The 26,663-nt window shown below is 36.7% G+C and carries 32 protein-coding genes; 1 reads left to right on the forward strand and 31 read right to left on the reverse strand.

The window, feature by feature from the left end; all coding sequences use genetic code 11:
- Nucleotides 1-36 precede the first annotated feature (36 nt).
- Nucleotides 37-1,413, reverse strand: a complete 1,377-nt coding sequence (gene pepV / locus ACK3CR_RS23755) for a dipeptidase PepV (protein WP_488976176.1) — start codon at nucleotides 1,411-1,413, stop codon at nucleotides 37-39.
- A gap of 308 nt (nucleotides 1,414-1,721) precedes the next feature.
- Between pepV and ACK3CR_RS23760 the strand changes: the two genes are divergently transcribed.
- Nucleotides 1,722-1,943: a DeoR family transcriptional regulator gene (locus ACK3CR_RS23760; protein ID WP_019391145.1), complete on the forward strand. Its 222-nt coding sequence runs from the start codon at nucleotides 1,722-1,724 to the stop codon at nucleotides 1,941-1,943.
- A gap of 141 nt (nucleotides 1,944-2,084) precedes the next feature.
- Here ACK3CR_RS23760 and ACK3CR_RS23765 read toward each other — a convergent pair whose 3' ends face one another.
- The 30 genes from ACK3CR_RS23765 to ACK3CR_RS23910 all read right to left on the reverse strand — a co-directional run bounded on the left by ACK3CR_RS23765 (nucleotide 2,085) and on the right by ACK3CR_RS23910 (nucleotide 26,661).
- Nucleotides 2,085-2,924 (reverse strand): MBL fold metallo-hydrolase, encoded by an 840-nt coding sequence (locus ACK3CR_RS23765; protein WP_488976177.1) that lies wholly within the window; start codon nucleotides 2,922-2,924, stop codon nucleotides 2,085-2,087.
- A gap of 64 nt (nucleotides 2,925-2,988) precedes the next feature.
- Nucleotides 2,989-5,391 carry a heavy metal translocating P-type ATPase gene (locus tag ACK3CR_RS23770; RefSeq protein WP_430237940.1) on the reverse strand — a complete coding sequence of 801 codons (2,403 nt, stop codon included), beginning with the start codon at nucleotides 5,389-5,391 and terminating at the stop codon, nucleotides 2,989-2,991.
- Nucleotides 5,392-5,468: 77 nt separating this feature from the next.
- On the reverse strand, nucleotides 5,469-5,675 hold the full coding sequence (copZ, locus tag ACK3CR_RS23775) for a copper chaperone CopZ (RefSeq protein WP_243517071.1): 207 nt from the start codon (nucleotides 5,673-5,675) through the stop codon (nucleotides 5,469-5,471).
- A 14-nt stretch (nucleotides 5,676-5,689) separates the two neighbouring features.
- On the reverse strand, nucleotides 5,690-6,016 hold the full coding sequence (locus ACK3CR_RS23780; RefSeq protein WP_019391141.1) for a metal-sensitive transcriptional regulator: 327 nt from the start codon (nucleotides 6,014-6,016) through the stop codon (nucleotides 5,690-5,692).
- A 148-nt stretch (nucleotides 6,017-6,164) separates the two neighbouring features.
- Nucleotides 6,165-6,356 carry a YezD family protein gene (locus ACK3CR_RS23785; protein ID WP_019391140.1) on the reverse strand — a complete coding sequence of 64 codons (192 nt, stop codon included), beginning with the start codon at nucleotides 6,354-6,356 and terminating at the stop codon, nucleotides 6,165-6,167.
- A gap of 241 nt (nucleotides 6,357-6,597) precedes the next feature.
- The gene (locus tag ACK3CR_RS23790; protein ID WP_040056948.1) at nucleotides 6,598-7,023 is read right to left on the reverse strand and encodes an RrF2 family transcriptional regulator; all 426 of its coding nucleotides are present in this window, start codon (nucleotides 7,021-7,023) and stop codon (nucleotides 6,598-6,600) included.
- Nucleotides 7,024-7,203: 180 nt separating this feature from the next.
- Complete coding sequence (ssuE, locus tag ACK3CR_RS23795) at nucleotides 7,204-7,749, reverse strand: NADPH-dependent FMN reductase (RefSeq protein ID WP_488976178.1); 546 nt, start codon at nucleotides 7,747-7,749, stop codon at nucleotides 7,204-7,206.
- A gap of 17 nt (nucleotides 7,750-7,766) precedes the next feature.
- A complete protein-coding gene (locus ACK3CR_RS23800; RefSeq protein ID WP_243517069.1) occupies nucleotides 7,767-8,093 on the reverse strand; it encodes a hypothetical protein in 327 nt (108 codons plus the stop codon).
- Nucleotides 8,038-8,466 (reverse strand): riboflavin kinase, encoded by a 429-nt coding sequence (locus tag ACK3CR_RS23805; protein WP_243517068.1) that lies wholly within the window; start codon nucleotides 8,464-8,466, stop codon nucleotides 8,038-8,040. Before ACK3CR_RS23805 ends, ACK3CR_RS23800 begins: the two co-directional genes overlap by 56 nt.
- 206 nt (nucleotides 8,467-8,672) lie before the next feature.
- Nucleotides 8,673-9,824, reverse strand: a complete 1,152-nt coding sequence (locus tag ACK3CR_RS23810) for an amidohydrolase (RefSeq protein WP_488976179.1) — start codon at nucleotides 9,822-9,824, stop codon at nucleotides 8,673-8,675.
- Nucleotides 9,805-10,365 carry a GNAT family N-acetyltransferase gene (locus ACK3CR_RS23815; protein ID WP_243517066.1) on the reverse strand — a complete coding sequence of 187 codons (561 nt, stop codon included), beginning with the start codon at nucleotides 10,363-10,365 and terminating at the stop codon, nucleotides 9,805-9,807. Before ACK3CR_RS23815 ends, ACK3CR_RS23810 begins: the two co-directional genes overlap by 20 nt.
- A complete protein-coding gene (locus ACK3CR_RS23820; protein WP_243517065.1) occupies nucleotides 10,366-11,136 on the reverse strand; it encodes an ATP-binding cassette domain-containing protein in 771 nt (256 codons plus the stop codon).
- A gap of 13 nt (nucleotides 11,137-11,149) precedes the next feature.
- Complete coding sequence (locus ACK3CR_RS23825; RefSeq protein ID WP_243517063.1) at nucleotides 11,150-11,926, reverse strand: ABC transporter permease subunit; 777 nt, start codon at nucleotides 11,924-11,926, stop codon at nucleotides 11,150-11,152.
- A 12-nt stretch (nucleotides 11,927-11,938) separates the two neighbouring features.
- Nucleotides 11,939-12,958, reverse strand: coding sequence for an ABC transporter substrate-binding protein (locus ACK3CR_RS23830; protein ID WP_243517060.1), 1,020 nt, complete (start codon nucleotides 12,956-12,958; stop codon nucleotides 11,939-11,941).
- 68 nt (nucleotides 12,959-13,026) lie between these two features.
- On the reverse strand, nucleotides 13,027-14,115 hold the full coding sequence (locus ACK3CR_RS23835) for an iron-containing alcohol dehydrogenase family protein (RefSeq protein WP_243517057.1): 1,089 nt from the start codon (nucleotides 14,113-14,115) through the stop codon (nucleotides 13,027-13,029).
- On the reverse strand, nucleotides 14,102-15,229 hold the full coding sequence (gene hisC / locus ACK3CR_RS23840) for a histidinol-phosphate transaminase (RefSeq protein WP_243517054.1): 1,128 nt from the start codon (nucleotides 15,227-15,229) through the stop codon (nucleotides 14,102-14,104). The genes ACK3CR_RS23835 and hisC overlap by 14 nt, the downstream gene beginning before the upstream one ends.
- Entirely contained in the window at nucleotides 15,219-16,007 is a 789-nt protein-coding gene (locus ACK3CR_RS23845; protein ID WP_243517051.1) for an amino acid ABC transporter ATP-binding protein, read from the reverse strand. Before ACK3CR_RS23845 ends, hisC begins: the two co-directional genes overlap by 11 nt.
- Nucleotides 16,004-16,714 (reverse strand): amino acid ABC transporter permease, encoded by a 711-nt coding sequence (locus tag ACK3CR_RS23850; RefSeq protein WP_488976180.1) that lies wholly within the window; start codon nucleotides 16,712-16,714, stop codon nucleotides 16,004-16,006. The genes ACK3CR_RS23845 and ACK3CR_RS23850 overlap by 4 nt, the downstream gene beginning before the upstream one ends.
- A gap of 22 nt (nucleotides 16,715-16,736) precedes the next feature.
- The gene (locus ACK3CR_RS23855) at nucleotides 16,737-17,441 is read right to left on the reverse strand and encodes an amino acid ABC transporter permease (protein WP_243517044.1); all 705 of its coding nucleotides are present in this window, start codon (nucleotides 17,439-17,441) and stop codon (nucleotides 16,737-16,739) included.
- A 16-nt stretch (nucleotides 17,442-17,457) separates the two neighbouring features.
- A complete protein-coding gene (locus tag ACK3CR_RS23860; RefSeq protein WP_243517042.1) occupies nucleotides 17,458-18,270 on the reverse strand; it encodes an amino acid ABC transporter substrate-binding protein in 813 nt (270 codons plus the stop codon).
- Nucleotides 18,267-18,803, reverse strand: coding sequence for a GNAT family N-acetyltransferase (locus ACK3CR_RS23865; RefSeq protein WP_243517040.1), 537 nt, complete (start codon nucleotides 18,801-18,803; stop codon nucleotides 18,267-18,269). Before ACK3CR_RS23865 ends, ACK3CR_RS23860 begins: the two co-directional genes overlap by 4 nt.
- A gap of 44 nt (nucleotides 18,804-18,847) precedes the next feature.
- Complete coding sequence (locus ACK3CR_RS23870) at nucleotides 18,848-19,132, reverse strand: glutaredoxin family protein (protein ID WP_243517038.1); 285 nt, start codon at nucleotides 19,130-19,132, stop codon at nucleotides 18,848-18,850.
- 17 nt (nucleotides 19,133-19,149) lie between these two features.
- Nucleotides 19,150-20,475, reverse strand: a complete 1,326-nt coding sequence (locus ACK3CR_RS23875) for an LLM class flavin-dependent oxidoreductase (protein ID WP_243517036.1) — start codon at nucleotides 20,473-20,475, stop codon at nucleotides 19,150-19,152.
- Entirely contained in the window at nucleotides 20,465-21,481 is a 1,017-nt protein-coding gene (locus ACK3CR_RS23880) for an LLM class flavin-dependent oxidoreductase (RefSeq protein ID WP_328122508.1), read from the reverse strand. The genes ACK3CR_RS23875 and ACK3CR_RS23880 overlap by 11 nt, the downstream gene beginning before the upstream one ends.
- Nucleotides 21,482-21,623: 142 nt before the next feature.
- Nucleotides 21,624-22,523: a LysR family transcriptional regulator gene (locus ACK3CR_RS23885; RefSeq protein WP_410914232.1), complete on the reverse strand. Its 900-nt coding sequence runs from the start codon at nucleotides 22,521-22,523 to the stop codon at nucleotides 21,624-21,626.
- Between the two features lie 67 nt (nucleotides 22,524-22,590).
- Nucleotides 22,591-23,736 carry an FMNH2-dependent alkanesulfonate monooxygenase gene (gene ssuD, locus ACK3CR_RS23890; RefSeq protein ID WP_488976181.1) on the reverse strand — a complete coding sequence of 382 codons (1,146 nt, stop codon included), beginning with the start codon at nucleotides 23,734-23,736 and terminating at the stop codon, nucleotides 22,591-22,593.
- 27 nt (nucleotides 23,737-23,763) lie between these two features.
- Nucleotides 23,764-24,564 (reverse strand): ABC transporter permease, encoded by an 801-nt coding sequence (locus ACK3CR_RS23895; RefSeq protein WP_488976226.1) that lies wholly within the window; start codon nucleotides 24,562-24,564, stop codon nucleotides 23,764-23,766.
- Between the two features lie 20 nt (nucleotides 24,565-24,584).
- Nucleotides 24,585-25,565, reverse strand: a complete 981-nt coding sequence (locus ACK3CR_RS23900; protein ID WP_243517018.1) for an aliphatic sulfonate ABC transporter substrate-binding protein — start codon at nucleotides 25,563-25,565, stop codon at nucleotides 24,585-24,587.
- Nucleotides 25,566-25,576: 11 nt separating this feature from the next.
- Nucleotides 25,577-26,344 (reverse strand): ABC transporter ATP-binding protein, encoded by a 768-nt coding sequence (locus ACK3CR_RS23905; RefSeq protein WP_243517008.1) that lies wholly within the window; start codon nucleotides 26,342-26,344, stop codon nucleotides 25,577-25,579.
- A gap of 182 nt (nucleotides 26,345-26,526) precedes the next feature.
- Nucleotides 26,527-26,661 carry a hypothetical protein gene (locus tag ACK3CR_RS23910; RefSeq protein WP_488976182.1) on the reverse strand — a complete coding sequence of 45 codons (135 nt, stop codon included), beginning with the start codon at nucleotides 26,659-26,661 and terminating at the stop codon, nucleotides 26,527-26,529.
- Nucleotides 26,662-26,663 lie beyond the last annotated feature (2 nt).

Here is a 26,663-nt window from a genome sequence, read left to right on the forward strand (position 1 = left end):
AGCCTTCTTCTATCTTTTTTTATTTATTATATTTTTTTACTTTGCTAATTCATATAGTGCTTGAGCATAAATGGCTGTTGCTTTTAGTAAATCTTCTATATCCATATATTCATCTTTTTTATGTGCAACATCTTCTCGTCCTTGAAATAAAGGCCCGAATGCAACACCAGCTTTCAGTGCCCGCGCATATGTACCTCCTCCAATAGCTAAGAGCGTTGCCTCTTCTCCTGTGCGTTCTTCGTAAACGCGTTGCAGTGTTTGAATAAGTTGATGATCTTTTTCAACATGATGCGGAGGTGAATCATCAATATTTTCAATTAAAAATGTTTTTTGATCAATTCCTTCAATAATGGCGCTTGATTGTTGTGTAACAGGATAACGAATGTTGAGGCCGAATTTTCCTCCTTCATCTTCCTTATAGCGAATAAGACCAATATTTATGGTTAACGGCCCGCTTACTTCATCTTTATATGAGATTCCTAGCTTTTCTCCATAATAGTCCCCACAGAACATCTGCGCTCCATACTGAACAAATTCATTTGCTTTCTCATCTAATGCAAGAGTTGAAAGAAATTCGCACATTTTAATTCCTGCATTAATCCCTTGTTCAGGCATGCTCCCATGTGCTGAAACCCCTTCAATTGTCAAAAGCACTTCTTCTCCCTTTATCGTTACATGACCACTTAAATTTTCGCTCTCTAAAAAGGCATGAAAAGATTCTTCTTCAAAGTCCTCTAGAGCTAATAATGCTTCCGCATAATCAGGAACCATATTATAACGATGTCCCGATGTCAGAGACTTTAGCACTTTGTCTCCCTTTTCATCTTTTTTCTGGATAAGATCAAAATCCATAATGCCCTTCTCAGCATGGATAATAGGGAAATCGGCATCTGGAGCAAATCCAATCCCTGGCATCTCTTCATGAGCAAAATAGTGATCAACACAGCGCCAGTTACTTTCTTCATCAGTTCCAATAATCATTCGAATTCGCTTTGACAAAGGTATCTCAAGCTCTTTTAAAATTTTGATTGCGTAGTAGGCTGCCATTGTGGGACCCTTATCATCAATTGCTCCTCTCGCATAAATTCGACCATCTTTCACAACGGCTCCAAATGGTGGAACAGACCATCCATCTCCCTCAGGAACTACATCAATATGACAAAGAACACCAATTAATTCTTCTCCTGAACCGTGCTCAATATGACCTGCATATCCATCAACGTTCTTTGTAACAAAGCCATCTTTTTTTCCAGTTTCTAATAAAAAGTGAAGAGCTTCTGCTATTCCTTCTCCAAAAGGAGCTTTCTCCGTTCCTTCTTCTAATACACTTTTTATTTTTAATAGCTCTCTTGTATCTTCAATAAGTTCATTTTTTCTATTCTCTACTTCTTGAACCCAATCAATATTTTTCATTTTTTTCAGTCCTTTCCTATGTAAATCTTCCCTTTCATTATACCTTTTTATAAAAAAGAAATTAAAATAAAGCGTTTTAGAAGATTCCACTCATATATTTCGGAAAATTCATTATAATTAAAAATAAGAAGTAAAAATGGAGGTGACTTCCTTCAATATTACATAATTGTTACGCAATTTTGTAAATGTTGTGTTAATTTATGCCTTTTGCTTTTCAAATGTTTGTGTGTTTGTGTACAATAGAAGTGTAGTGGCATTATCCAATCAGCAAAGCGTACCATGTTAAAATCTGATAAGGAAGTGGTTGTTTGAAACCTGCAACGAATCGAATGCTAACTCGCATCAAATCAGTTTACATGTTCATTAGTCAAAAAGGTACAGTAACGACTCAGGAGCTAGTAGACGAATTTGGGATTACTCCACGGACTGTCCAGCGAGATTTGAATGTATTGGCATATAATGATTTAGTTCGCAGTCCTGGTAGAGGAAAATGGACGGCTACAGAAAAGAAAGTACGAGCATCATCTTAACTACGAAAATAAAAAATAACGAAGAAGCATGATATTGAAAAAAACAGCATACGTTTTTTTCTGCTTGTAGACCACTGCCTTCTGGATAAAGAATGGCACTACAAGCTTTTTTTATGTGCCCTTTCATATAAAATTCCTTTTTTACTTCCACTCGATGTTTAATCCTACCCCAACTTCTTTAATAATCCCTGTCCTAGCAAGCGCTATTTTAGATTGAAGATCTGTACAATGACATGGGTATAATGACTGAAGCTCTAACTTTTCTAGATAACTCACTGTTTTCTCAATTCTGTTTTTAGATGGATTTAGAAGATGAAACCCTCCGATCACACTTATAACTCGTTCTTCTTCACATACCATTTTTGCTTGTTCAATAATATTGCAAATTCCAGAATGAGCACAACCAACCATTACAACAAGACCCCCTTTTGCTTTATACACAAGGGCTGTGTCATCTACTACATAATCATCTTCATATTGTTCCTCAACAATTACACTCCCAATTGGTTCATCTTCTTCGAAGTCAAACTTTCTTTCGATTTCTCCTAAGAACACAAGCTTCTCTGTTAACCAAAAAGGCTCTCTTGATAGATGCACAGGAAAATGATAGTTCAACTTTTCCTCCGATAAGAGACTGCCTATTTCACCTTCTGAAGGAAAGAGCTTGCTATTAAAAACAAGAGGATGCCCAATAACAGTTGGAATTGTATAATCTATTTTTTCTCCTTTTGCCTCCATAAACAACCTTACAAGATCTGTTAATCCCCACGTATGGTCAATATGACCGTGTGATAATGCAACATAGTGTAACTTTCTAAGGTTAATTCCCATTTTTTCAGCATTATGAATAAATGCACGTGAATAACCTGTATCAAATAATATTCTTTTTTCTCTATCTTCTATAAAAAAAGATAGAGCAGGTTCTCCTGTAAAATAACGATCAATGTATGTATTATTATCGACTAGTACCGTTAAGTTCATGACTTCTCCCCCTTATTTACTTTATTATACAAAAAAAAGAGGAGTAAAAAGCACTCCTCTTCCTTTATAATTTCAACCTTTGTAATCTTAGAGCATTAATTACAACAGATACAGAGCTAAACGCCATTGCAGCTCCTGCTACCCATGGAGCTAGTAATCCAGCTGCTGCAATTGGAATTCCTAATGTGTTGTATCCAAATGCCCAGAATAAGTTTTGTTTAATATTTTTAATTGTTTTGTCACTAATAAACAAAGCATCTCCTATGCTATTTAAATCCCCTCGCATAAGGGTAATGTCTGCTGCTTCTAGGGCAACATCTGTCCCTGTTCCAATCGCCATTCCGACATCAGCAAGGGCAAGAGCAGGAGCATCATTGATTCCATCCCCTACCATAGCTACAAAATGTCCTTTTTCTTTCAGCTTTTGCACTTCCTTGGCCTTTTCTTCTGGAAGCACTCCTGCAATAACGTGTTGGATTCCAACTTGCGCTGCAATTGCTCTAGCCGTTCTTTCGTTGTCACCTGTTATCATAAAAACGCGTAACCCTTGATTTATAAGACGCTGTACGGCTTCTTTTGATGTCTCTTTTACGGTATCTGCCACAGCAATAATTCCTTCATATGATCCGTCAATGGCTACAATCATTGCTGTTTTTCCTTCTTCTTCAAGCTTGCTCATATGCTCTTCAGCTGCTTCAATATGAATACCATATTGAAGCATAAGCTTACGAGTACCAACAAGAACTTTTCTTCCTTCTACAGTTGCTGTGATTCCGAACCCTGAGAGAGATTCGAATTGGGAAACAGAACAGAGCTCAATTTTTCTTCCTTCTGCTTCTTCTACGATAGCACCTGCAAGTGGATGTTCAGATTGTTTTTCAGCTGACCCTGCTATCTTTAAAAGTTCTGTAACTCTCACTTTTCCACGTATTAAAACATCCGTTACTTTCGGTGTTCCATTTGTAATTGTACCTGTTTTATCAAGAATAACCGTATCAATTTTATGGGCTGTTTCTAAATATTCGCCACCCTTAAATAAAATACCGTATTCTGCGGCACGTCCAGATCCTGCCATGATTGAAGTTGGCGTTGCTAATCCAAGAGCACAAGGACAAGCAATCACAAGCACAGCGATCAGCGCTTCTAAAGATGGTGCAAACTGTCCTGGTTCAACCCAGATATACCAAATCAAAAAGGTTACAATTGCAATACCAACAACAATAGGGACAAAAACCCCTGAAATTTTATCAGCTAAGCGCTGAATAGGAGCTTTCGAACCTTGAGCTTCTTCAACAACTTGGATAATTTGAGCTAGTGCTGTTTCTTTTCCAACTCTAGTTGCTTCTACTTTTAAAAAACCATTTTTATTAATTGTAGCTCCAATTACTTTGTCGCCAACTTTTTTATCCACTGGGACGCTTTCCCCTGTAAGCATTCCTTCATCTATGCTTGACTCTCCAGCAATAACTTCCCCATCAACAGGAATTTTCTCTCCTGGTTTAATATATAGGATATCGCCTTTTCTTACATCATCAATGGACACTTCTATTTCTTCACCATCGCGAAAAATAGTGGCTGTTTTTGCTTTAAGACTCATCATTTTCTTGATTGCTTCTGAGGAACGTCCTTTTGCTTTTGCCTCAAAGAGTTTGCCTAATAAAATGAGCGTAAGTAAAACCGCACTTGTTTCATAATAAAGCTCGATGTGATGACTTCCTGATGAACGGAGAGTCATATATAAAGAATAAAAATAAGCAGCACTTGTTCCTAAAGCAACAAGCACATCCATATTCGCACTCTTATTTTTTAATGCTTTAAAAGCGCCAATATAGAACTGTCCGCCAATAATAAATTGCACAGGTGTTGCTAATGCAAATTGAAACCATGGATTCACAAATAAATCCGGCACAGGAAGAAAAGAAGTAAAAGAAAAATGGCCGAACATCGTCCATAAAAGTGGCAAACTTAATATAAGAGAACCCCAAAACTTCAACTGCTGTCTTTTTAAAACTTTTTCACGATAATCAACATTTTCCGTTGCTTCTTTGACTTTAGCATCATACCCAAGTTTTCTTACTTTTTCAGTCATATCTGATGGTGATAGAGTATTTTTGTTATAAACGACTGTTGCCGTTTCAAGTGCAAAATTTACAGTAGCGTCTTCTACTCCTTCTAGTTTGTTTAACCCTTTTTCAATCCGGTTTGCGCATGCTGCGCATGTCATTCCCATTAGTATAAGCTCTGTTTTTTCTTTTACAACCTCATAACCAAGCTTATTCACTTTTTCTTCAATTTGATTTTCATTTATTTCATCTTTATTATACTTTACTGTACACGACTCTAACGCAAAGTTTACATTTGCTTCCTCTACCCCTTCTAACTTTTTTAATCCTCTCTCAATCCGATTTGCACATGCTGCGCATGTCATTCCATTAATAGACAAGGAAGCTTCTTTATACGTTGTCATATTGCCCTCCTCTATATACCTACGCAGGGTATATATTTTTGAGAAAAATAGCGCACGAGATCTCGTACGCTATTTATTTATTTTACATCATAGCCTTGGTCATCAATTGTTTCTTTAATTTTATCAAGTGTTGCTTTATCTTTATTAAATTCAACTGTTACAGCCTTTTCATTCAAGTTTACGTTTACTTTTTCTACTCCATTAAGTTCTCCAACGCTACTTTCAATTGCTTTTACACAGTGGTTACATGACATGCCTTCAACGTTTAAAGTTACTTTTTCCATGTTCTCCATCTCCTTTATTTCATTAATCTCTTCATTGTTGTTAATAACTCATCAATAATTTCTGGATCATCATTTTTAACACGTTCTACCACGCAATGTTTTAAATGACCTTCAAGCAATATTTTACTAACACTATTTAAAGCTGATTGAGCAGCTGCAATTTGTGTAATTACGTCATCACAATACGTATCTTTATCAATTAATCCTTTAATGCCACGGATCTGGCCTTCAACACGATTTAAGCGACTTGTTAAATTCTTTTTTACTTCTTCAGAATGATGACTTCTTCGCTCAGTTGAAATATGACAAAGATTTTCTTCTACAACTTTCTCTTCTTTCAATTATTCTCCCCCTTTCTATTTCGAGATTAACATACCCCCCTACCCTATGTAAAGGATAAAGCTTCTATTTTTTTATCTTCCCTTTTCTACATCTTTTTATCTATAAAAACAAAAAATAAGAGCTTTAAAGCCCTTATTTTAAGCTATATTATTTAAATTTCACTTCTTTTAACTTTCCTGTTTGTTGTTTCTTTTGTAGAGGAAAACGCTGCTTTTCTAATCTGTCAATTTGAGTAATTTGTGAATCATGAACAACAATCTCCACAGACCCATATTCAATGCCTTGAAGTGACTGCACAATACGATCAATCCACTGTTGGTCAATTTGCTTTTCTCCCATAGAAAATCCCTCCATTTTTAATCTCGACTAATTCAGTCGAGTTTTAAATAAAAAAGACTCCTTTCATCTACACACCATTAATTGGAATTAGATAAGAAGGAGCCTTTAGTTGTCTAATCGGCATCTTTTAGTATGTAGTTTTATAACTCAGTAATTCAATTGGTTTTGTATGATTAATTGGATTATAGCCTATTCACGAAATGATGTCTACCTGTTTTCTAAAAAAAGACAAAATTTGTAGTTAATTTAATTGGATAGGTTTTAGATTTCCTTTTAATAAATCATCAAGCGTAGTTTGTTCAAGTACATATGCAATTGTATCTCGAACAAGAGTCCAAAGTGGCTTTAATAAGCAGGTCTTTTCAAGTGCACAAGGTTCATAAGCTGTTACACTAGCACAGCTCATTGGAGAAAGAGGTCCTTCTATTTTTCGAATGACTTCACCAATGTTAATGTCCTCAGGCTGTTGACTTAAGAAGTAACCTCCGTGTATACCACGTTTACTCTCTACGTATCCTAGTTTCTTGAGGGTAAGCAAAATTTTTTCTAGATATTTTACTGTAACAAGTGTTGCATCAGAAATATCACTGATAGACATAAGCTCTTTCTTCTGACCAAGAACAATAAGAGCACGCAGTGCATACTCACCTTTACTGGAGACTTTCATATTCCCACTCCCAAAACTTACTATACCTATCGGAATTAATATAATTATATCTATTTTCTGATTTATTGTCTACCCTTAAATAAATCTCTAGATGTAAAAAAGTCGTTAAGAATTTCATCTTAACGACTAAAGAAGAACATCTCGTTTTCATATTACGTGTATAAATGAAAGCACACTTTATTAATTCACAGGAATGGTACGTTTTGCCTCATTAATAGATAACGCTAATAACTTATCAATACGTTCACTTATCTTATCTTCAATCGTATAATGTTCACTGTTTATTTTCTCCACTTGTGTGTCTATAACATATGCTCCGCTTAAAATATTTGTTGCTCCAAGGGCTGATAGTACAGGCTTTAATGCGTAATCAATAGAAAGTAGATGTCCAAAAGAACCTCCTAGTACAAGTGGAACAATCGTTTTTCCCTGTAGTCCTTTCTGTGGTAACAAATCTAAATAAGTTTTTAAAATACCTGTATAAGCAGCTTTATAAACAGGTGTAAGGACAACAACAATGTGAGCATTTGCTACCTTTTCGTTAGCCTTTATAATTTCTTGGCTATGAAAATTAGCTGAAATCAAATCCTCCGCAGGTAATTCTGAAACAAAAACTGTTTCAGTTGAAACATTCTCATTCTTAAGATACTGCTCTGCTTTATCAAATAATCCTTTTAAACGTGATTTATTACTGTTTCCTCCATAGATGATTACTCCATTTGTCATATTATTATCCCCTTTCTTTAATACTTGCTTAATGGATTTTCTTCAAGGGTATTTAAAAAATCATGAAACTTTCTTGCTAACCCTCCTTGCCCAAACTTCAAATACTTTGTACTTCCTTTTTTTATCCCTTTTTCTTCAAGATAATTTAAAAATGCTAATAAATAGATACGACGAGAAAGAACATTAATAATACCGTGATTATAAAGCCAGTCTTCAATTGTATTAAATGTGCCTCGGTTAAGACCGTACCTTTGATAGCACCAATTATAAAAATGTACATTTGGTAAGTTAAGATATTCGCTTGTTTTGATCGATATTTTCGCTTCTGAATACAACTCTTGCATATTCTTTGTCCTCCTTTATTTGTTTAAGAAGTGAGTGAAGTGAAGAAAATTTTTGCTCAGCGCGGATGTAGAAAAGAGGAATGCATTTTAAATGTTGACCATATAAATCTCCTTCAAAATTTAGAAGGTGAATTTCGATTGTATGTTTAAGATCAGAGCCTATCGTTGGTTTGAATCCTATATTCATAATACCTTCGTACTTTTTGGAATTTATATAAACTTGCACCCCGTAAACTCCATTTTGAAGCGAGGGAGATGAAGAAGCTACATTAGCTGTCGGAAATCCAAGCTTTCTTCCAATTTTCATACCATGAATTACTTCTCCATCAAACTCTTGCTTATTAATCCACTGTACATTTTTCTTAGTTTCCATCTTTATCACCCTTTACTTTAAAAATAAGAAAAGGCCTTTGATGTGTAAGATACACATCAAAGGCCTCTAGTTTTCTAGCCGGCAAATTTTAGATTAAACTTATCTTAAATCAATTATTCCTATTTGTAAAGTAGGTTTTAAATTTTCACTTCTTATCTCTTTTTATAAACTCTTCTCTTCTAATTCATTTTTTTAATATGTTGTTGCTAGATTTTTAATACATCATGCTGTTGTTGCAAAAGGTATTTAGCACTGCTATACAAGAAATAAGCTCCTTTTATTAATGCTTTTTCGTTTATTGTAAAAGAAGGATGATGCCAATCTTCTGTTCCACTTGTTCCTAAAAACGCAAAAGCCCCCGGTACTTTCTCTAGATAATGAGCAAAGTCTTCTCCTGCCGTCGAAAGCTCTGGTTCAATAATTTCTAGCTCAGCACTTTTGGCTCCAGACTCTATTGCTTCAAGTATGCTGCAGTGATTAATCAGCGGCGGCGGCCCTTCATACCACTTGATATCTCCCTCCATTAAAAATGTATTAAATATATTTTCTAAAATTGTGTAGAAACGTTCTTTGACATGTGCGCGCACTTCCTTATCAAATGTTCTCACTGTTCCCTCAATCGTAACAGAGCTCGGAATAACATTCCATGTATTTCCTCCCTCTATTCTTGTTACACTCATAACCGCATTTTTTAGCGGAGAAACATTTCGGCTTATAACGGTTTGTAAAGCTGTAATGATGTGAGCTGATGCTACAATTGGATCGTTTCCATTATGAGGAAGAGCCGCATGTGCTCCTTTTCCATTGATCACAACTTTAAAACGATCAACAGCCGCCATCAATGGGCCTCTTTTAATTCCTATTGTTCCAACTTGTAGGTCAGGCTTGTTATGAAGACCAATAATAGCCTCTACATCTTCCAAATGGCCTGCTTTAATAACCTTTTCTGCTCCAGCTCCGTATTCTTCAGCAGGCTGAAATAAGAGACGAACACTGCCCCTCAGTTGTTCTTCTTCTTTTTTTAATAAATAGGCTGCTCCAATAGCAGCTGCTGTATGAAAATCATGACCGCATGCGTGCATTTTTCCAGGTATTCTCGAAGCATATGGCAGATTGGTATTCTCTTGAATGGGTAAAGCATCAATATCTGCTCTAATGGCCACAACAGGTCCCTCATTATTTCCGATGTTTGCAACAACTCCCGTTTTTAAAACTGTCTCTTCCAAGCAAATATCTTTGTCTATTAGCCATTCTTCAATTCTACTTGTTGTTTCAAATTCTTCATGAGAAAGTTCAGGGTATTGATGTAAAGATCTATAAATATGAATTAGACGTTCTTCAAGAACTTTGGCATTCATTTCCCTCTCCTCCTTTATATAAATCGTAGCGAAAACATTTCACAAGGATGTCTTGATTGGAAAACTCTTTTGAATAATCTCTCTTAAATCCTAACCGTTCATATAGAGAAATTGCCTCTTTCATCATCTCTCCAGAATGCAAATATAAGCACCTTGCTCCTTTATTCTTTGCATAAAGAAAACTTTCATTTAGAAGAGCCTTTGCCACGCCTCTTCCCCTTGCTTTTGGATGAACGGCTAATAAACGTACAATAGGATCAAAAATTTCAAGTTCTGGTTTGTTATAAGCCGTTTCCCCATTACAAAAAATTTGAAGAGTTCCGACTATCTCTTTTCCCTGTTTCGCAACTAAAATTCTGTCAATTCCTTGTTTTTCTAGGGATCCACCTATGTTTGCTTTGTACTCTTCCCATACACTTTTATCCTCATAATCTTTCTCATACTGTCCATAGCTCGCTAGTAGAAGAGCCCTTGTTTCCTCTTTTTCAAGCTCGCTCATCTTTGAAATAATAAGACGAGATCCTATACCTACCTTCTTCATTTATATCGAGTACTCCACATCTCGCTGCTCGCTTTTTATACTTTCTTCTCTTCCCATCACTCGATCTAAAATTTTCTTCTCGAAGTAAATAAAGTCATTATCTCTTGGTCTCGGTCTTGCTAATGGGATTTCAATATCCATTTTGATTCGTCCTTCTTCAATAAGAAGAACGCGATCTGCCAAAGCAACAGCTTCGCTCACATCATGTGTCACTAAAATGGCTGTAAAAGCTTTTTCAAACCATAATTGTTCAATTAGATTTTGCATCTCAATTCGCGTTAGTGCATCAAGTGCTCCTAGTGGTTCATCTAATAACAGAAGATTAGGGTCTGCGGCAAGCGCCCTGGCTAGTGATACACGCTGTTTTTGACCTCCTGATAAAACCCGAGGCCACTTATTTCGTTTATCTGCTAATTTTACAGCTTGAAGGGCTTCAAATGCTGTTTCGTCTGTTTTATCAACGGAGCAAATCCTCACGTTTTCAATTACTTTTTTCCATGGAAGCAGCCGAGGCTCTTGAAAAAGCACTCGAGTTTGCTCATTATATCCTTTTACTTCTGTACCATTTGCTTGCAAGTTTCCAGCTGACGGTTGCTCTAACCCTGCAATTAATCGGAGAAGCGTGCTTTTTCCACATCCACTCTTTCCAACAATGGCAATAAACTCTCCTTTTTGAATTTCTAAATTAATATTGTGCAAAACTTCTACTTCGCCAAATCGTTTTGATAGGTTTTGAATAGAAAGGGTCATTCCATTTGAAATGTTTTGCATAAAATATCCCCCTTTAATCTTTTACAAAGTTAGGATGCCACTTAAGCCAGCTCTTTTCCATCCATTTTGCAACTGTATCTGATAACTTTCCTAACAACGCATAAATTAGGATACTGAGTACAATCACATCCATTTGCATAAACTCTCTTCCGTTCATCGCCATAAAACCAATTCCGGAGTCTGCAGCAACCGTTTCAGCAACAATAAGGGTAAGCCACATCACGCCGAGAGAATAACGAACTCCTACTAGAATAGAAGGAAGGGATCCTGGCAAAATAACATGCCAGAAAAGAGCCCTTTTATTTAAATTGTAGACTCTTCCCATCTCAGTTAAAGTAGGGTCAATGGAGCGAATGCCATGAAAAGTATTTAAATATATTGGAAAGAAAACACCGAGAGAAATTAAAACAAGCTTGGCTGGTTCTGCAATCCCAAACCACAAAATCACAAGCGGAATTAGTGCTAGATGGGGAATATTTCGTACCATTTGAATCGAAGAATCTAACAATTTTTCCGATGTGGTACTTAACCCATTTATCATGCCTAACGCTAATCCTAATCCTCCTCCAATCACAAACCCAGTAAACGCTCGCTTTGCACTGTCTCCAATATATTGAGTAAGTTCCCCTGTTTGTAAAAGGGTGATTAACGTATCTAAAACTTTTAAAGGCTGTGGAAACGTTTGTGCACCGATAATACCTTTTGTTGTCACAACATGCCATGTTACTAATAAAAAAAGTGGCAAAACCCAAGGTATGAGATAGTGAAAAAAGAATCTTGTTTGTCTCATTAACTCCCCTCCCTATTTCTTTAATACTTTGGCTAATTCTTTATCAAACTTATCGCTCCAAAATGTTTTAGCATCTAAATCTTTCTCGATAATTCCCACATCTTTAAAGGTTTCAATAATATCTTGCTGTGAATCTACTGTAACTTCAGAATTTGGAATAATTTTAGTCGGTTTCTGAGCTTCTCCTTCTTCTAGAGTCTGCAGTGCCTGTTTAACAGGCTGTTTTGTATTTGCAGCAACAATTTCAGCCCATTCTTCTTTATGCTGACGCTGCCACTCATACGCTTTATTAAGACGTGAGATATAATCTACAATTGCTTTATGCTTTTTAGGATCTTCAATTGCTGCTGTTGAAGCATTGAGTTGAAAATTTCCTGAGAGGATATTTTTGGCGCTGGCAACTGTCACAGCATCGTTTTCATGGGCTGATAAAATAGCATTTCCGTAGCTTGCTAGTGCATCGACCTTTCCACCAACTAATGCTGCAAGACCGTCAGATGTTGTAAGTTGGACTGGCTTAATATCTTCCCAAGAAAGACCAGCATCTTCTAACATTTTAATAAGAAAATAGTGTGACGTTGTATTATTTACGTAGGCTACTTTCTTTCCTTTTAAATCTTCAACTTTCTTAATTTTTGACCCTTTAGGTACAACTAGCTCTTGTTGAAGTGTGTGAGATTGTTGGATAGCAATGACCTTGGAGTTCTCTCCCTTTTGAGATAAAGCAGAGAAAATAGGGGGAATCTCACTTGTTGCTCCAAAATCAACATGTTCAGCCGTCATAGCTTCTAAAATAAGATTGCCACCTTGAAATACGCTGTACTCCACCTTATATGGCGTATCATCTAATCCAGCTGCTTTTAGCGCTTCCTCATAAGATCCCCATCCTGTTTGAGCAACTTTTATAGTGACACCATCTAACTCTGAATCTTTCTTAGACTCTGAGGCATTACTTCCTTGACTTGAACAACCGCTCAAAATCAAAACGATCAACAAACCCAATGCTATAAAAAAGTTCACTCTATTTTTCACTTTAGTTTGTCTCCTTTTCTTAAACTTTGTATTCCGATAAGTTTACTTATTATGAAGCAGTAGTGAACTTATAAACTTTGTATTTTTTTCGCCTTTCCCACTTTTTCTGCTTTTTTTACTGCTTTTATAAAACTTTGTTGATCAACAATAAATGTTAGTTGATCCAACGCTTGTTTTCTTAGTTTGACTTCATTGATAATTTGTTTTATCTCTTCACTCGAATCTTGTAATCCAAGTTCATCTAACGTTACGGGTGCTCCCCATTCGGCAATTCTTTCTGACAGCTGTTTAGCTTCATCTTCTTTTCCTTCCAAAAAAAGTTGAACAATTAATCCATAGCCAACAAGCTCCCCATGAAGTGACTGATGTGCCCCATTAAATTGAGTTAAACCATTATGAAGAGAGTGAGCAAGAACAGCACGTGGTGCGCCATCTGTAATACTTCCTACCAATCCAGCAAGCTCAATAATACTATCAACAATAGCTTCAAAAGAAGCATTTACTTCTCTTTGTTCATTAGCCGAAATGGCTTTTTCAGCATGTTGTGCAATAAGTTCTAAAGCTAATTTAGAAGTAGAAAGAGAAATATGGAAAGCTACGGATTCACGTTCATACTCTTCATGTGGTTTTAGTTCATACCATTTGGCTAAAGTATCAATGATGCCAGCAATCAAAAACCGCTTTGGTGCTTGGGCTAAAAGTGCTAAATCGGCTAACACTAGTGCTGGTGCCTGTTTTAAAAGCTGATGTCCGGTAGCTCTTCCATCCTTATCATAAAAAACAGACAAGGCAGACCAAGCAGCACACGTAGCTGCAACCGTTGGAACCGTCACAACGGTTTTATTCTCATCATCTCCAGCTGCTTTTGCGGCATCTAAAACACTCCCTCCTCCAACTCCAATAATAATTTCTGCATTTTTAGCATGCTGTTTGATTTTATCGATATTTTCTTCTGTGCAGTATCCTTTAAAAATACTAATCTCCGTTTTTACACCTTCTTCCTCTAAACTTTTTATAAAAGAATCCTGTACTCCGTGAATTGCTTTTTCTCCTCCAACAACTAGAGCGTTTTTACTAATTGATGCTACAAGTTCTCCTGCTGATTGTAGGATTCCAGCTTCACTAATATAATTTTTGGGCGTTTTAAATACTGGCATTCTCAACACTCCTATTATGTTTGAATTTTCTTATAATTTCTTTTAGAGATCTCACTACAAATTGATTTTCAGATTCTTTCCCTATCGTAATTCGAATCCAATCATCCATTCCAAAGTCTGCACCAGGTCTTATGGATATCCCTCTCTTCAGTAGTTCTTCAACTACTTTTTTGGCATCATGATGAACGTTTATCGTAATAAAATTTGTTTTAGAAGGAATATACTCCCACCCTTCCTCCCTGCATTGCTGTTCATAAAAGGCTAATCCTGCTGCATTGTTCTCTAAACAATTTCTCTTAAACTCCTCATCTTGTAAACTAGCGTATGCCGCAACTTGTGCGATTTTATTAATATTAACAGGAATTCGAACTTTATCTAGCATACTGATCATTTCTTGACTACCTATCCCATAACCAATCCGCAGAGAAGCTAGGCCATATACTTTTGAAAAAGTTCTTAAAATAATTACATTAGAGTACTTTTGGATGATATCTACTGAATTTGGATAATCCTCTCCAACTGCATATTCATAATAAGCTTCGTCTAAAACAACAACGATATCCTTTCGAATATCATGTAAAAAACTCTCCAATTCTTCATGTGAAAAGTGTGTGCCTGTTGGATTATTTGGGTTGCACAACCAAATCACTTTTGTTCTGGGTCTAATCGCTTTTTTTATATCTAACAATGCAACTTTATGGTGAACTAACGGTATGAAAAGAGGCGTACCACCTGAAGTTAATGTAACGTTTTTGTACCACCCAAAGCTTGGAGATGGAATTAATGACACATCGCCATCTTCAATGAAAGTTTGACCAATGAGAGTAATCAGCTCAAAAGAGCCGTTTCCAAAGATAAGCTGATTCTCCTGAACATTATAAAGATTGCTTAGCGCCTCTCTTAAAAGCTGACATTTTGCATCTGGATATAGAAACAGTTCATTTTCCGTACTTTTAATCGCTTCTTTTACAAGCGGTGAAACCCCCATTGTATTCTCGTTCCCTGCTAGCTTTAATACTTTCTCTTGTTTATACTCTTGCTTGATTTGCTCAATTGTTTTTGCTTGTTGATATGTTGAAACTTTTTCAAGCTTTTCCCTCCGTTTATAAAGCATGTTGATGTACTCCTTTTTCAATATGATGTTGGTTATCGTAGTTATCACCTTCAAGTCGTTTTAAAAAGCGCTTCGTTCTTTCTTCTTTTGGTTTATAAAATATTTGCTCTGGCACTCCTTCTTCAACAATGATTCCTTCGTCCATAAACAGAACATAGTCAGCTACTTCTCTTGCAAAGTTCATCTCATGCGTCACGATAATCATTGTAATTCCTTCCTTAGCAATTTCCTTAATAACGGAAAGTACTTCTCCGACTAGCTCAGGATCAAGGGCGGATGTAGGTTCATCAAATAAAATGACTTTGGGGTTAAGAGCAAGAGCTCTTGCAATTCCAACTCGCTGTTGTTGCCCGCCGGAAAGCTGGCTTGGATAGTGGTGAAGTTTATTTTCTAGTCCTACTTTAGCAAGCATTTTTTTGCTTTGCTCTCTAGCGATTGATTTTTTCATTTTATGCACAACAACAAGCCCTTCCATCACGTTTTGAAGTACAGTTTTATGGGAAAACAAGTTGTAATGTTGAAAAACCATTGCAGATTGTCTGCGTAGTGCAATAATCTCCTTTTTCCGAACACTGTGAGCATCTAAACTTATCTCTCCAACAGATACAGTGCCTTCATCTGGTTTTTCAAGATAATTCAAGCACCGTAGCAACGTTGTTTTGCCAGATCCGCTCGGTCCGAGGATTGCCACAACTTTCCCATGCTCTATATTAAGACTAATGTCTTTTAATATCTCTTGCTCTCCAAACGACTTTTTAATTCCAGCTAATTTAATCACCGAACTCCTCCTTTTGCGTATGAATACACCCTTTTTTCAATCCAAGATGACAACACTTCTATAAGAATAGTTAATCCCCAGTAAATCATCCCTGCTGCAATAAAGGCTTCTAGAAACTTTAAATTTGTAGATGCCACGATATTTGCTGCTCCTGTTATCTCTTTTTGAGAGACAATAAAAGCAATTGATGATGTATGCAAAAAGCCAACAAAAACATTAGTAAAGTTAGGAATAGACGCAGCAAAAGCCTGTGGTAAGACGATACGTCTCATTACTTGAAAAGTTGTCATGCCTATTGCGTATGCAGCTTCTACTTGACCTTTTGGAAGACTGACAATGCCCGATCGGATTGTTTCCGATAAATAGGCCCCTGCGCTCAGTGACAAAGCAAAAAGGACAAATAAAGAAACAGGAATAGCATTTGTCTGTACGTTCATGTCCATTTCTTTCACCGCTTTATCAATAAGAAGAGGAAGACCAAAGTAAATCAACATAACATGCATAATAATAGGTGTTCCCCTCAAAAAGGAAACATATATTTCCGCAAATGGTGCTAATATCCTCACCTTATAAATCCGAATAATAGCTAAAATTAACCCGAGAAGAAAGCCTACACATAAAGGAATAAACGTTAGCATTAGGGTAATCGGCAGTGCCTTAATAATTTCCGTGAATGCTGTCCAAATAAAGGGGATATCAATTGTCATTTTCTTCTGCCCTTTCTACTTTTTAAGCTGACTTCATGACGCTTGGTTTATATTGATTTGCTCGTTTCTCAAATAATTGAAAACCTCTTTCCATAATCCATACAATTCCGTAGTAAATAATAGAAAGAGCGATATAAACTTCTAGAGCATGCATAGAAGATGCAACTAATGCTTCTCCTCTTCCAACCATATCCATTACACCAATTGTGAAAGCAAGGGATGTATCCTTTAAGGATCCAATCACTGTGTTTGCCATGTTAGGAAGTGCTATTCCTAATGCTTGGGGAATTACAATTCGTATAAAATTTTGTGTATCGCTCATCCCAATAGATAAAGCAGCTTCTGTCTGTCCTCTGTCAACAGATCTAATTGCACTCCGGAAAATTTCAGAAAAAACAGCTCCATTACTAAGAGAATAAGTGATGATCACAAAATACATTGGATTAACTCTTGAAACGTCCCATCCAAATAACAATATGAAAGCCGGAATTCCATAGAATACTAGAAACAGCTGAATTAAAATTGGTGTTCCTCGCACAAAGGAAGCATAGAGTATAACAAGCTGAGAAAGGAAAGGAATCTTAAAAATTCTAGGGATGGCCGCTACCACCCCTATTATTATTCCAGCAATTGTTGAAAAGACTACAATTTCAAGCGTAACGTATAGATAGGGAATAAGCTGTGATAGAAAAGTCCAAATTAAAGTGAAATCAAATGCTTTACCCACCTTGCTTTCCTCCTCGTTAGAAGTCTACTGTATAATCTTCACCAAGCCATTTCTTGCTTAATTTGCTCACTTCTCCCTCTTTCTTTAGTTCAACTACCGCTTCATCAATTCGTTTCTGAAGCTTTGTTTCATCTTTACGTAACATAAAATACACTTTTGAATTTTGAACAGGATCGCCCACTACTTTTAATCCTGCATTAGCCTGTTCATTTTGCAATTTCACTCCAAATGGGGTATGAATGGTTGCATCTGCACGCCCTGTACGGATTTGGTTAATCGTATCGTCAGATCCTTGGCCAGAATAAACAATATTAATTCCTACATTATGCTCTTTATTGTACTTTTCGATGAAAACAGCTGAGTTACTTGTTGCACTCACGATGACTTTTTTTCCTTTCAAATCTTTAATAGACTGGATGTCTTTATTCTTCTCATTCACTGCTACTTGTAGCGGGAAAATATTATAAGGCTCTTTGCTAAAGAGAAACTTCTCCTCACGCTCTTTATTCACTTCCATTTGATGTGCAATAAAATCAATCTTATTGGTTTCTAAACTTAACAAAAGATTAGAAAAATCCATTGTTTTAAACTCAAATTCATATTCAGGTAGTTTCTTATCAATCTCGCGCACAAGCTCTACATCATAACCTGTAAGTTTCCCATTGTCATCGATGAAGCATACGTTTGGAAACTGTGTTCCTGTTCCAACAATGATTTTTTGAATCTTTTCCTTGTTTTCTCCATCAGAGCTTACTTTCTCAACTTGCGAGCATGCTGTTGTTAGTAAAGTAAATACAAGAGCTAAAAATAGACCCGCCTTTTTCTTCATCCTTGTTCTCCTATTCCTACATGACTATCTAATAAGTTATAAAGAGATGGGTTTAGCACTTTCCGAAGAAAAACAATATCATCCCCTTCATGTACTTTTTCTTGAAAAGCTTGATACCCCCGTCGTTCATAGATTCCGACAAGCCACGGGTGGCGCTTAGCCGTAGCCAAATAAACAGCCGGTGCTTTGGCTTGTTCTCCGAGTATCTTTTCTTCTACATAAGAAAGCAATTTAGAGCCAACACCTTTTCGTTTAAACTTTGGATGAACAGCAAACCACCAAATAAAAGGATATGGGGCAATGTGCTCTGGATGTGTCCAAGGATATTGAACAGTCACAGTTGCCGCAATTTCTCCATCCCGCTCTAGTACATAAGAGGCATTCCTTGTTATGTTCTCAACCACAAGGTTTCTATCAGCTGTTGCTGCTGAAAACTTAATATTCAATTCTCGAATTGGTGCATAAGCTTGTAATGTTAGAGCATGGACTTGATCTACATCCTCAGTTCCTGCTAGACGAATAACATCTTTCATCACATTTCCCCCTTTATCTATTAAATCGATAAATTTAGTTGGTTTTAAGACAATAAAGAATCCTTTTCTTCTCTGATACGATCAAGAGCTTCTTGCATGTATTGAATACCAACTTTTGTAACAGCTTCATACACTTCACCTTTTCCAATTTCAACAACTGGAACATGACGCACTCCATATTTGATATCTAAAATATCGCGACGGTCATCAGCATTTGTTACATCAATATCCTGATAAGCTATGTTGTGGTTATTTAAGTATTCTTTCACCTCCGTGCAATAATGGCACCCTTTCTTTGACCAAACAACAACTGAAAATGAATTTGACATGCTTATTTCCTCCTTTATTAAACTTTTTGTTTTGTATATTGATTTTCCTTAAACGGAAGACCTAAATTTGTTCGTAACGTATTTCCTTCATATTGACGACTATAATATCCTTTGCTTTCTAGAATAGGAAGAACATGTTCTGTGAAATCGTCCAAACCACTTTCAAGAACAGGTGACCCTAAAATAAAGCCATCAGCTCCGCCTTGTTCAACCCATGCAATTAGTTTTTCTGCTACTTCTTCATAAGTTCCAAACAAAGCGCTTTTTGGGGTTGTTACTTCTAATGCTACTTCTCGTAATGTTTGATTTTTTTCTCGGGCTCGCTGCTTAATTTTATCTGTTGTAGAACGAAAGCTATTTTGCCCAACGTCTCCGATGTCTGGAAATGGTTCATCTAATGGATATGCGCTAAAATCAAAGTGATCAAAGAAACGCCCTAAGTAGTTTAATGCTTCTTCAATTGAAACTAGGTTTTGAATCTCTCTATACTTCTCTTCTGCTTCTTCAACAGTAGCTCCAACAATGGGGTGGATACCTGGAAATACTTTTATGTCTTCTTCATCCCTACCAAACGTTTTTGCTTTGTTTTTTATATCTTGGTAATATGCTTGTGCCTCTTCTAAAGATCCTACATTTGTAAACACAGCATCTGCTTCTTTTGCAGCTAAATTCTTCCCTCTTTCAGAAGCCCCTGCTTGAAAAATCACGGGCTGACCTTGCTCTGATCGTTCAATATTAAGAGGGCCTTTTACAGAGAAAAATTCCCCTTCATGATTTAATGTATGAAGCTTGTTTCGATCAAAAAATTCTCCCGTTTCGCGATTTCTTACAAAAGCATCATCCTCCCAGGAATCCCAAAGTCCCTTTACCACTTTTAAATATTCATCAGCTATCTCATAACGTTTTTTATGAGAAGGATGCTCTCCTTTATTATAGTTTTCAGCAGACCCCTCTAACGGAGATGTCACAACATTCCAGCCAGCACGCCCTCCGCTAATTTTATCTAGTGAAGCAAACTGCCTTGCCACTGTAAATGGCTCACTATAAGAAGTTGATAATGTGCCAACTAAGCCAATTTTGGAGGTGACGACTGCAAGTGCTGAAAGAATCGTAATTGGTTCAAAACGATTTAAAAAATGTGGAATTGATTTTTCATTAATAAATAAGCCGTCAGCTACAAATGCAAACGTGAATCCTGCTTCTTCAGCTTTCTCTATCATTGATCTATAGTAGCTTAAATTCACACTCGCATCTGCTGGAACAGAGGGATCTTTCCATGCATTCATATGCCCCCCTGGACCATGTAGCATAATACCAAAGTTTATTTGCTTTTTAGAAGACATTTTCTTTCCTCTTTTCTTTGAGAGACTGTACAGAACTTAATAGGTGAAATGAATGCTTCCTCGCTTGTCGATCTTCGATTGGAGTATGAAAAATAAATTCTTTCACGCCATAATGCTCGTGATAATACTTTAGAACGCTATGGATATATTGAGGCGTTCCTGCTAATGTTTGCAGTTTCTGCTTTCTTATCTCATATTCTTGACCTGATTGGTTTCCAAATCCTTTAGCTTGTTCTAGAGAGTTAACGGTTACGATTCGACCACTTTCTAAAGCCACTTTATAAATCGTTTGGTCGCTAACACGTTCCTCAGCTTCTTTTTGATGATCTGCAGCAAATACAGATATGGCCATCGCAAAGTGTCCGTTTGGTGATAAGCTTCTATATACCTCCGCTGCTTCTATCCATGCTGTAGAATCGCTATTAATAAATTTAGCAAAAACAAAGTTCCAGCCGAACTTAGCAGCAATCTCAGCGCTTTTAGCACTTGCTCCTAACAAGTAATAGCGAGGATTTTCAGGAGGTTCTGGCGTTACATTAACTTCAGCTAGCGGATGATCTGGGGGGAGTTTTTTTTCTAATAGCTCATAAAGTGAACTTAATCGTTTTTCAAAATCTTCCCCATCATTCACTGTGCCAAATTGTAAAGCTTTTGTGGATAAAGGTAATCCACCAGGGGCTTTGCCAATCCCTAAATCAACTCTTTTTGGAGCTAGGGCAGATAAAACACTGAAGTTCTCAGCCACTTTGTATGGACTGTAATGCTGAAGCATAACACCTCCGGATCCAATCCGAATTTTATTCGTTTTTGCTAATAAGTAAGCCATCAGCACTTCTGGCGAAGATCCTGCTAGCTTTTCTGCATTATGATGTTCAGAAACCCAAAAGCGATGATAGCCCCATTTTTCTGCTTCTTGTGCTAACTCGACTGTTTTCTGTAAAGCATGGAATGCCGTTTCCCCTTCGTATATAGGGCTTTGGTCAAGTAAACTTATTTTGTATTCCATCTTTTCATCTCCCTAACCAAACTTTTTTTATAAGGATAGTAAGTTTTCTCTAATTGACACTTATCCTACCATCTACATTTCATAAAATAAATGCTTTTAATGATAGAAAGATTTATTGTATTTATAGAAAAAATAAATACATTTATATAGCTTCTGCTTGCTTTCTTTTCTCTTCAAAAGATTCGATTACGTTCCAAAGGTGATCCCATAAATAAGGAGGGTTTGCTCCATAGTACGTTCCATATACTTGCTGTTTTATATTTAAAATATGTTCTGTTTCAATCGTAACCAGCGTCCCTTTCTTCAGTTCTTCTTTTATACATAAGGAAGGTAAAAACCCAATCCCTTTATTATGTTGAATAAGTGATTTAGCTACTTCTAAGTGACCAATTCGAAATTCAATACGAGGACTAACATTTGCCGCTTCAAACATCTTATGAATTCTATTCCAATCAAAAGCCCCACATTCAAAGAAGACAAGAGGATCTTCAGATAAATCGTCCACATTAATATTTTTCTTATTCGACAAAGGATGATCTGGATGACAAACAAGGCGAACGGAATTATCAAGTACAGGACGTTGATAAATTGCATCGCGGCTCATTTCTTTTAAGAAGGCAATGTGAATCTCTTTCCGAATGAGTTGATCCACAAGTATCTCATTTGTTGCCGTTATAAATGTAAAATGGACATCAGGAAGAGCTTCCTTCCACAAAGGTAAAATATGAGGAATAAAGTATTGAGAAGAGATGGGATTAGCTCCTATGACTATTTCCTTTTGGATAAGTTCTTTACTAAGCTGCTTCTTCGCTTTTTCATACGTTTGTACAATTTGTTCAGCATACGAAAAAAATTCTCGCCCTTTTTCTGTTAGTTTAATTCCTCTTCCACTTCGTTTAAATAATGCCTGCCCAAGCTCACGCTCAAGTGTCTTTATTCGGGCCGTTACCGTTGGTTGTGATAGAAATAAAGCATCTGCTGCTTTATGAATACTGTTTAGATGCACCGCGTAAATAAAAGCTTCTATGTGATCAATATTCATCTTCTTTCTCTCCTTCTAAAAAAGCGCCTGAATTTAATTATTCAGGCACTTTGTTGATCATTAATTTTTAAATTAACTGTTTTTTAATATCTTTCGCTAAAATATCGTTTCCAATCGCTTCGCCAATGTTTCCACGTGAACGTCCAATATCTTCGCCAACTCCGAAAGATAAGAGCGGAAAAACAAGCTCTGCAAAACGATAGGATTCTTCTAAATGCGGATATCCGGAGAAAATAAAGCTTTCAATTCCTATTTCTTGGTACTCTCTAATTCTTGCAGCAACTGTCTCAGCATCTCCAACAAGAGCGGTACCCGCTCCCCCGCGCACGAGACCAATTCCAGCCCATAAGTTCGGACTAATTTCTAAGTCAGCTTCTTTTCCTTTCTTATGGAGATCAGCCATTCGAATTTGACCTGTGGAATCATGTCGACTTAACCGTTGCTGCGCTTGTTCAATAATCTCATCATCTAAATATGAAATAAGCTTATTAGCAGCAGCCCATGCTTCTTCATTTGTTTCACGTACAATAACGTGAAGACGAATACCAAACTTTACTGTTCGATCTTCCTTAGCCGCTTTTTCGCGAACGCTTTTTATCTTCTCCTTTACTTGTTCTGGTGGTTCTCCCCATGTTAGGTACACATCAGAATGTTCTGCTGCCACATTCTGCCCTGCTTCTGAGGATCCACCAAAGTAAACAGGTGGTGTTGGTTGTTGAACAGGTGGGAAGATAAGCTCTCCCCCTTGAGAAGAAATATGCTTGCCTTCGAAATGAACTTTATCTCCTTTTAAAAGACTACGCCAAACTTTCAAAAATTCATCAGTTGCTTCATATCTTTCATCATGAGAAAGGAAAACACCATCACCTGCAAGTTCAACCGGATCTCCCCCTGCTACAACGTTAATCAGTAAACGACCATTTGATATACGATCAAGAGTAGATGTCATCCGAGCAGCAACAGATGGAAGCATAAGACCTGGTCTAACAGCTACTAAAAACTTTAGACGTTGCGTCTCAGCCGCAAGGGCCGCTGCTGTTAACCAAGGGTCTTCGCACGACTTTCCTGTTGGAATCAAAACACCCGTATATCCTAATCTGTCTGCTGCTTGTGCAACTTGACGAAAATAAGTATGATCAGCTTCTCTTCCTCCAACTTGTGTTCCTAAATATCGACCATCACCATGTGTTGGAATAAACCATAAAATTTCCATTTTTATCGCTCCTTTAGATTTGTTTTATTAACCTTTGAAACTATCTCGCCATTTTAATAGCTTTCGTTCAAATAAGCGTACAAGTGAGTCTGTTGCTTTTCCGACAACTGCAAAGATGATAATTCCCACGAACACTTTATCTGTTAGTGAATATAAGCGCGCATCCATAATCATATAGCCAATCCCAGCGCTTGAACCCATAAGCTCAGCTACAACAAGTCCAAGCCAAGCAATTCCAAGTGATAAGCGCACACCTAGTAAAATATTAGGAAGGGCAGCAGGAAGAATCAGCTTTGTAATTTTATCTTTAAAACTAAATTCTAAAACTCTAGCAACATCAAACAGTTTCGTATCAACACTTCTTATTCCAAGAAACGTATTAATATAGATTGGAAAGAACGCTCCAAGAGCAATTAATAATACTTTGGAAATTTCATCAAACCCAAACCATAGAATAAAAAGCGGCGTTACAGCTAAATGTGGAACTGTGCGTAACATTTGAAGAGTTGGGTCAATATACGCCTCTGTTTTTTTAGAAAACCCTGTTAGGATTCCGAAAATTAATCCAAGGCTACCACCAAGTAGAAAACCAAGCGCTGCTCTTATGATACTAATTTTCATATTGCTAAAAAGCTCTCCAGATAACGTAAGTTCATAAAAGGAAGAAAGAATAGCCATTGGTGTTGGTAAGATATTAGCCGAAACAAGACCAATGCTCCCTATATACTGCCAAACAGCAAGGATAACAACTGGCAAAGCACATCCTTTTATCCATAACGGTATACCTCTTTTTCCCTTTAGTTTTCTTGTTTTCTCTTCTCTTTGCACTTGGACGTAGGCTGCTGTTTTCACTTTTCATCCTCCTCTCTTACTTTTTTCACGAATGTGTTATCAACTACTTTGGATACATCAATCTCTTTATTAATTGCCCCTATTTCATATTGGAAATCAGCCGTATTTTGCTGATCTTTAATAATTTCTTTTGAAATGGGAACATTAAATTGTTTTGTATTTTTTAAGACATTATCCACTACTTTTTCATCTAAGTTTTTCGTCTTCGCATAAATGGCAACAGCTTCTTTGTTGTGAGCATTCTGCCATTTTACAGTTTTGTCGTACACTTTCATAAACGTTTCCAATTCTTTTGGATGGTCTTTAATAAATTGTTCTCTAGCAATTGCAAAATTAGGAGAGTATGTACCAACCGTTTCTCCATCTGCTAGTATTTTAGCGTCATGTTCAATCGTTTGAAGTGAAATAAATGGTTCCCAGATTGACCACGCATCCACAGATCCATTCTGAAAAGCAGGCATTGCTTCATCTGGCTGAAGTTGAATAATTTCTACCTCTTTAGGAGAAATTCCAGCTTTCTTTAATGCTTTGTGAAGGAAGTCAAACCCACTGCTTCCTTTTGCAACAGCAATCTTCTTTCCTTTTAAATCTTTTAGTGACTTAATACTGCTGTTTTTATTGACTAAAATAGCGTTACCTTTCACTCCATCTGATGTCATCGCAATTTCTTTAAATGGGACGCCACCAGCCTGCCCTCCAATAACAGGTGAATTCCCTACTAGTGTCACATCTAGTTTTCCACCTGCAATCCCTTCAAATTGAGGTGGTCCACTTTGGAACTCTGTCCATTTCACTTTAATTCCTTCTTTTTCAAACGCTTCTTCAAACCACTTCTTTTCTTTTGCAATCCATAGCGGTGTTAGGCTTTGTTGAATGCCAATATTAATTTCTTTTAATTTTCCAGGTTCTGCTGAACTTTTAGCAGAGCAAGCTGTTAACAACAGTGCAGCTGCTATTACTAACAACCATTTCTTCATTGAAATCCCTCCTAAATTCCTGATCCTTGTTCATAGACCACTTCTTTTGTTTTTTCAAACTCTTTTAACACTTCTTGACGGAGATATTGAAAAGATGAATCAGTTCGATCTCTTGGAAAAGAAAGCTTAATAGGCATAACTTTCTGAAGGGCACCTGGCTTTGCTCTTAAAATCGCAAGCTTTGTACCTAAATAAATGGACTCATCAATATCATGGGTAACTAAAATCATCGTAATTTTTTTCTTCTGCCAAATTTGAAGCAAAACATCTTGAAGATGCTTTCTCGTGAATGCATCAAGCGCTCCAAATGGTTCATCAAGCAGTAATACTTCTGGTTCGCGAATAAGCGCGCGAGCAATAGCTACACGCTGAGACATTCCTCCTGACAGTGCTGATGGATATGCTTTTTCATATCCATCTAAGCGAACAATTTGAATAATCTCTGCTACTTTTTGCTTCACTTTTGGATCTCGCAAATTCAAATCTGCTGCAATGTTCTGTTCAACGGTTAACCAAGGAAACAACCTGTGTTCTTGAAAAATAAATCCTTGATTGATTCCAGGCTCTACAATCCTTCTATTTTCAATATGAACTTTCCCAATATAGTTAGTATCGAGACCAGCTATAATTTTTAATAATGTGCTTTTTCCACATCCGCTTGGACCAATAATAGTTAAAAACTCACCTTGTTTAATTTCTAAGCTAATATCATCAATTACTACATTGCGCTTTTCATCACTTATAAATGCTTTTTCATTTACAACAATTGAAACCGCCACTTTTCTTCTCCTCCTTATGAAAAAACTCCCTATCTAAATAAGATAGAGAGCTTTCGGTTGTTCCGATCAGCCTTTTTCAATATGTGTTTACAGTCATTCACAAAAGCATCAACTCCTTTAGTAGCAACAAAAAAAGCACACGCTTCTATAAAAGAAACATGTGCTTTCGGTGTTCCGATCAGCTATATGAAATATATAATTTTATATCCAATTAATTCTATAGGGATTATAATATATAAATTTTCTTTCTTCGTCAATCCTTTTTTAAAAAAATTTAAATCTAAAAAGCCCTTAAATTGTTTAAGGGCTTTTTTCATCT

It is taken from the genome of Priestia sp. TRM10 (assembly GCF_057808375.1).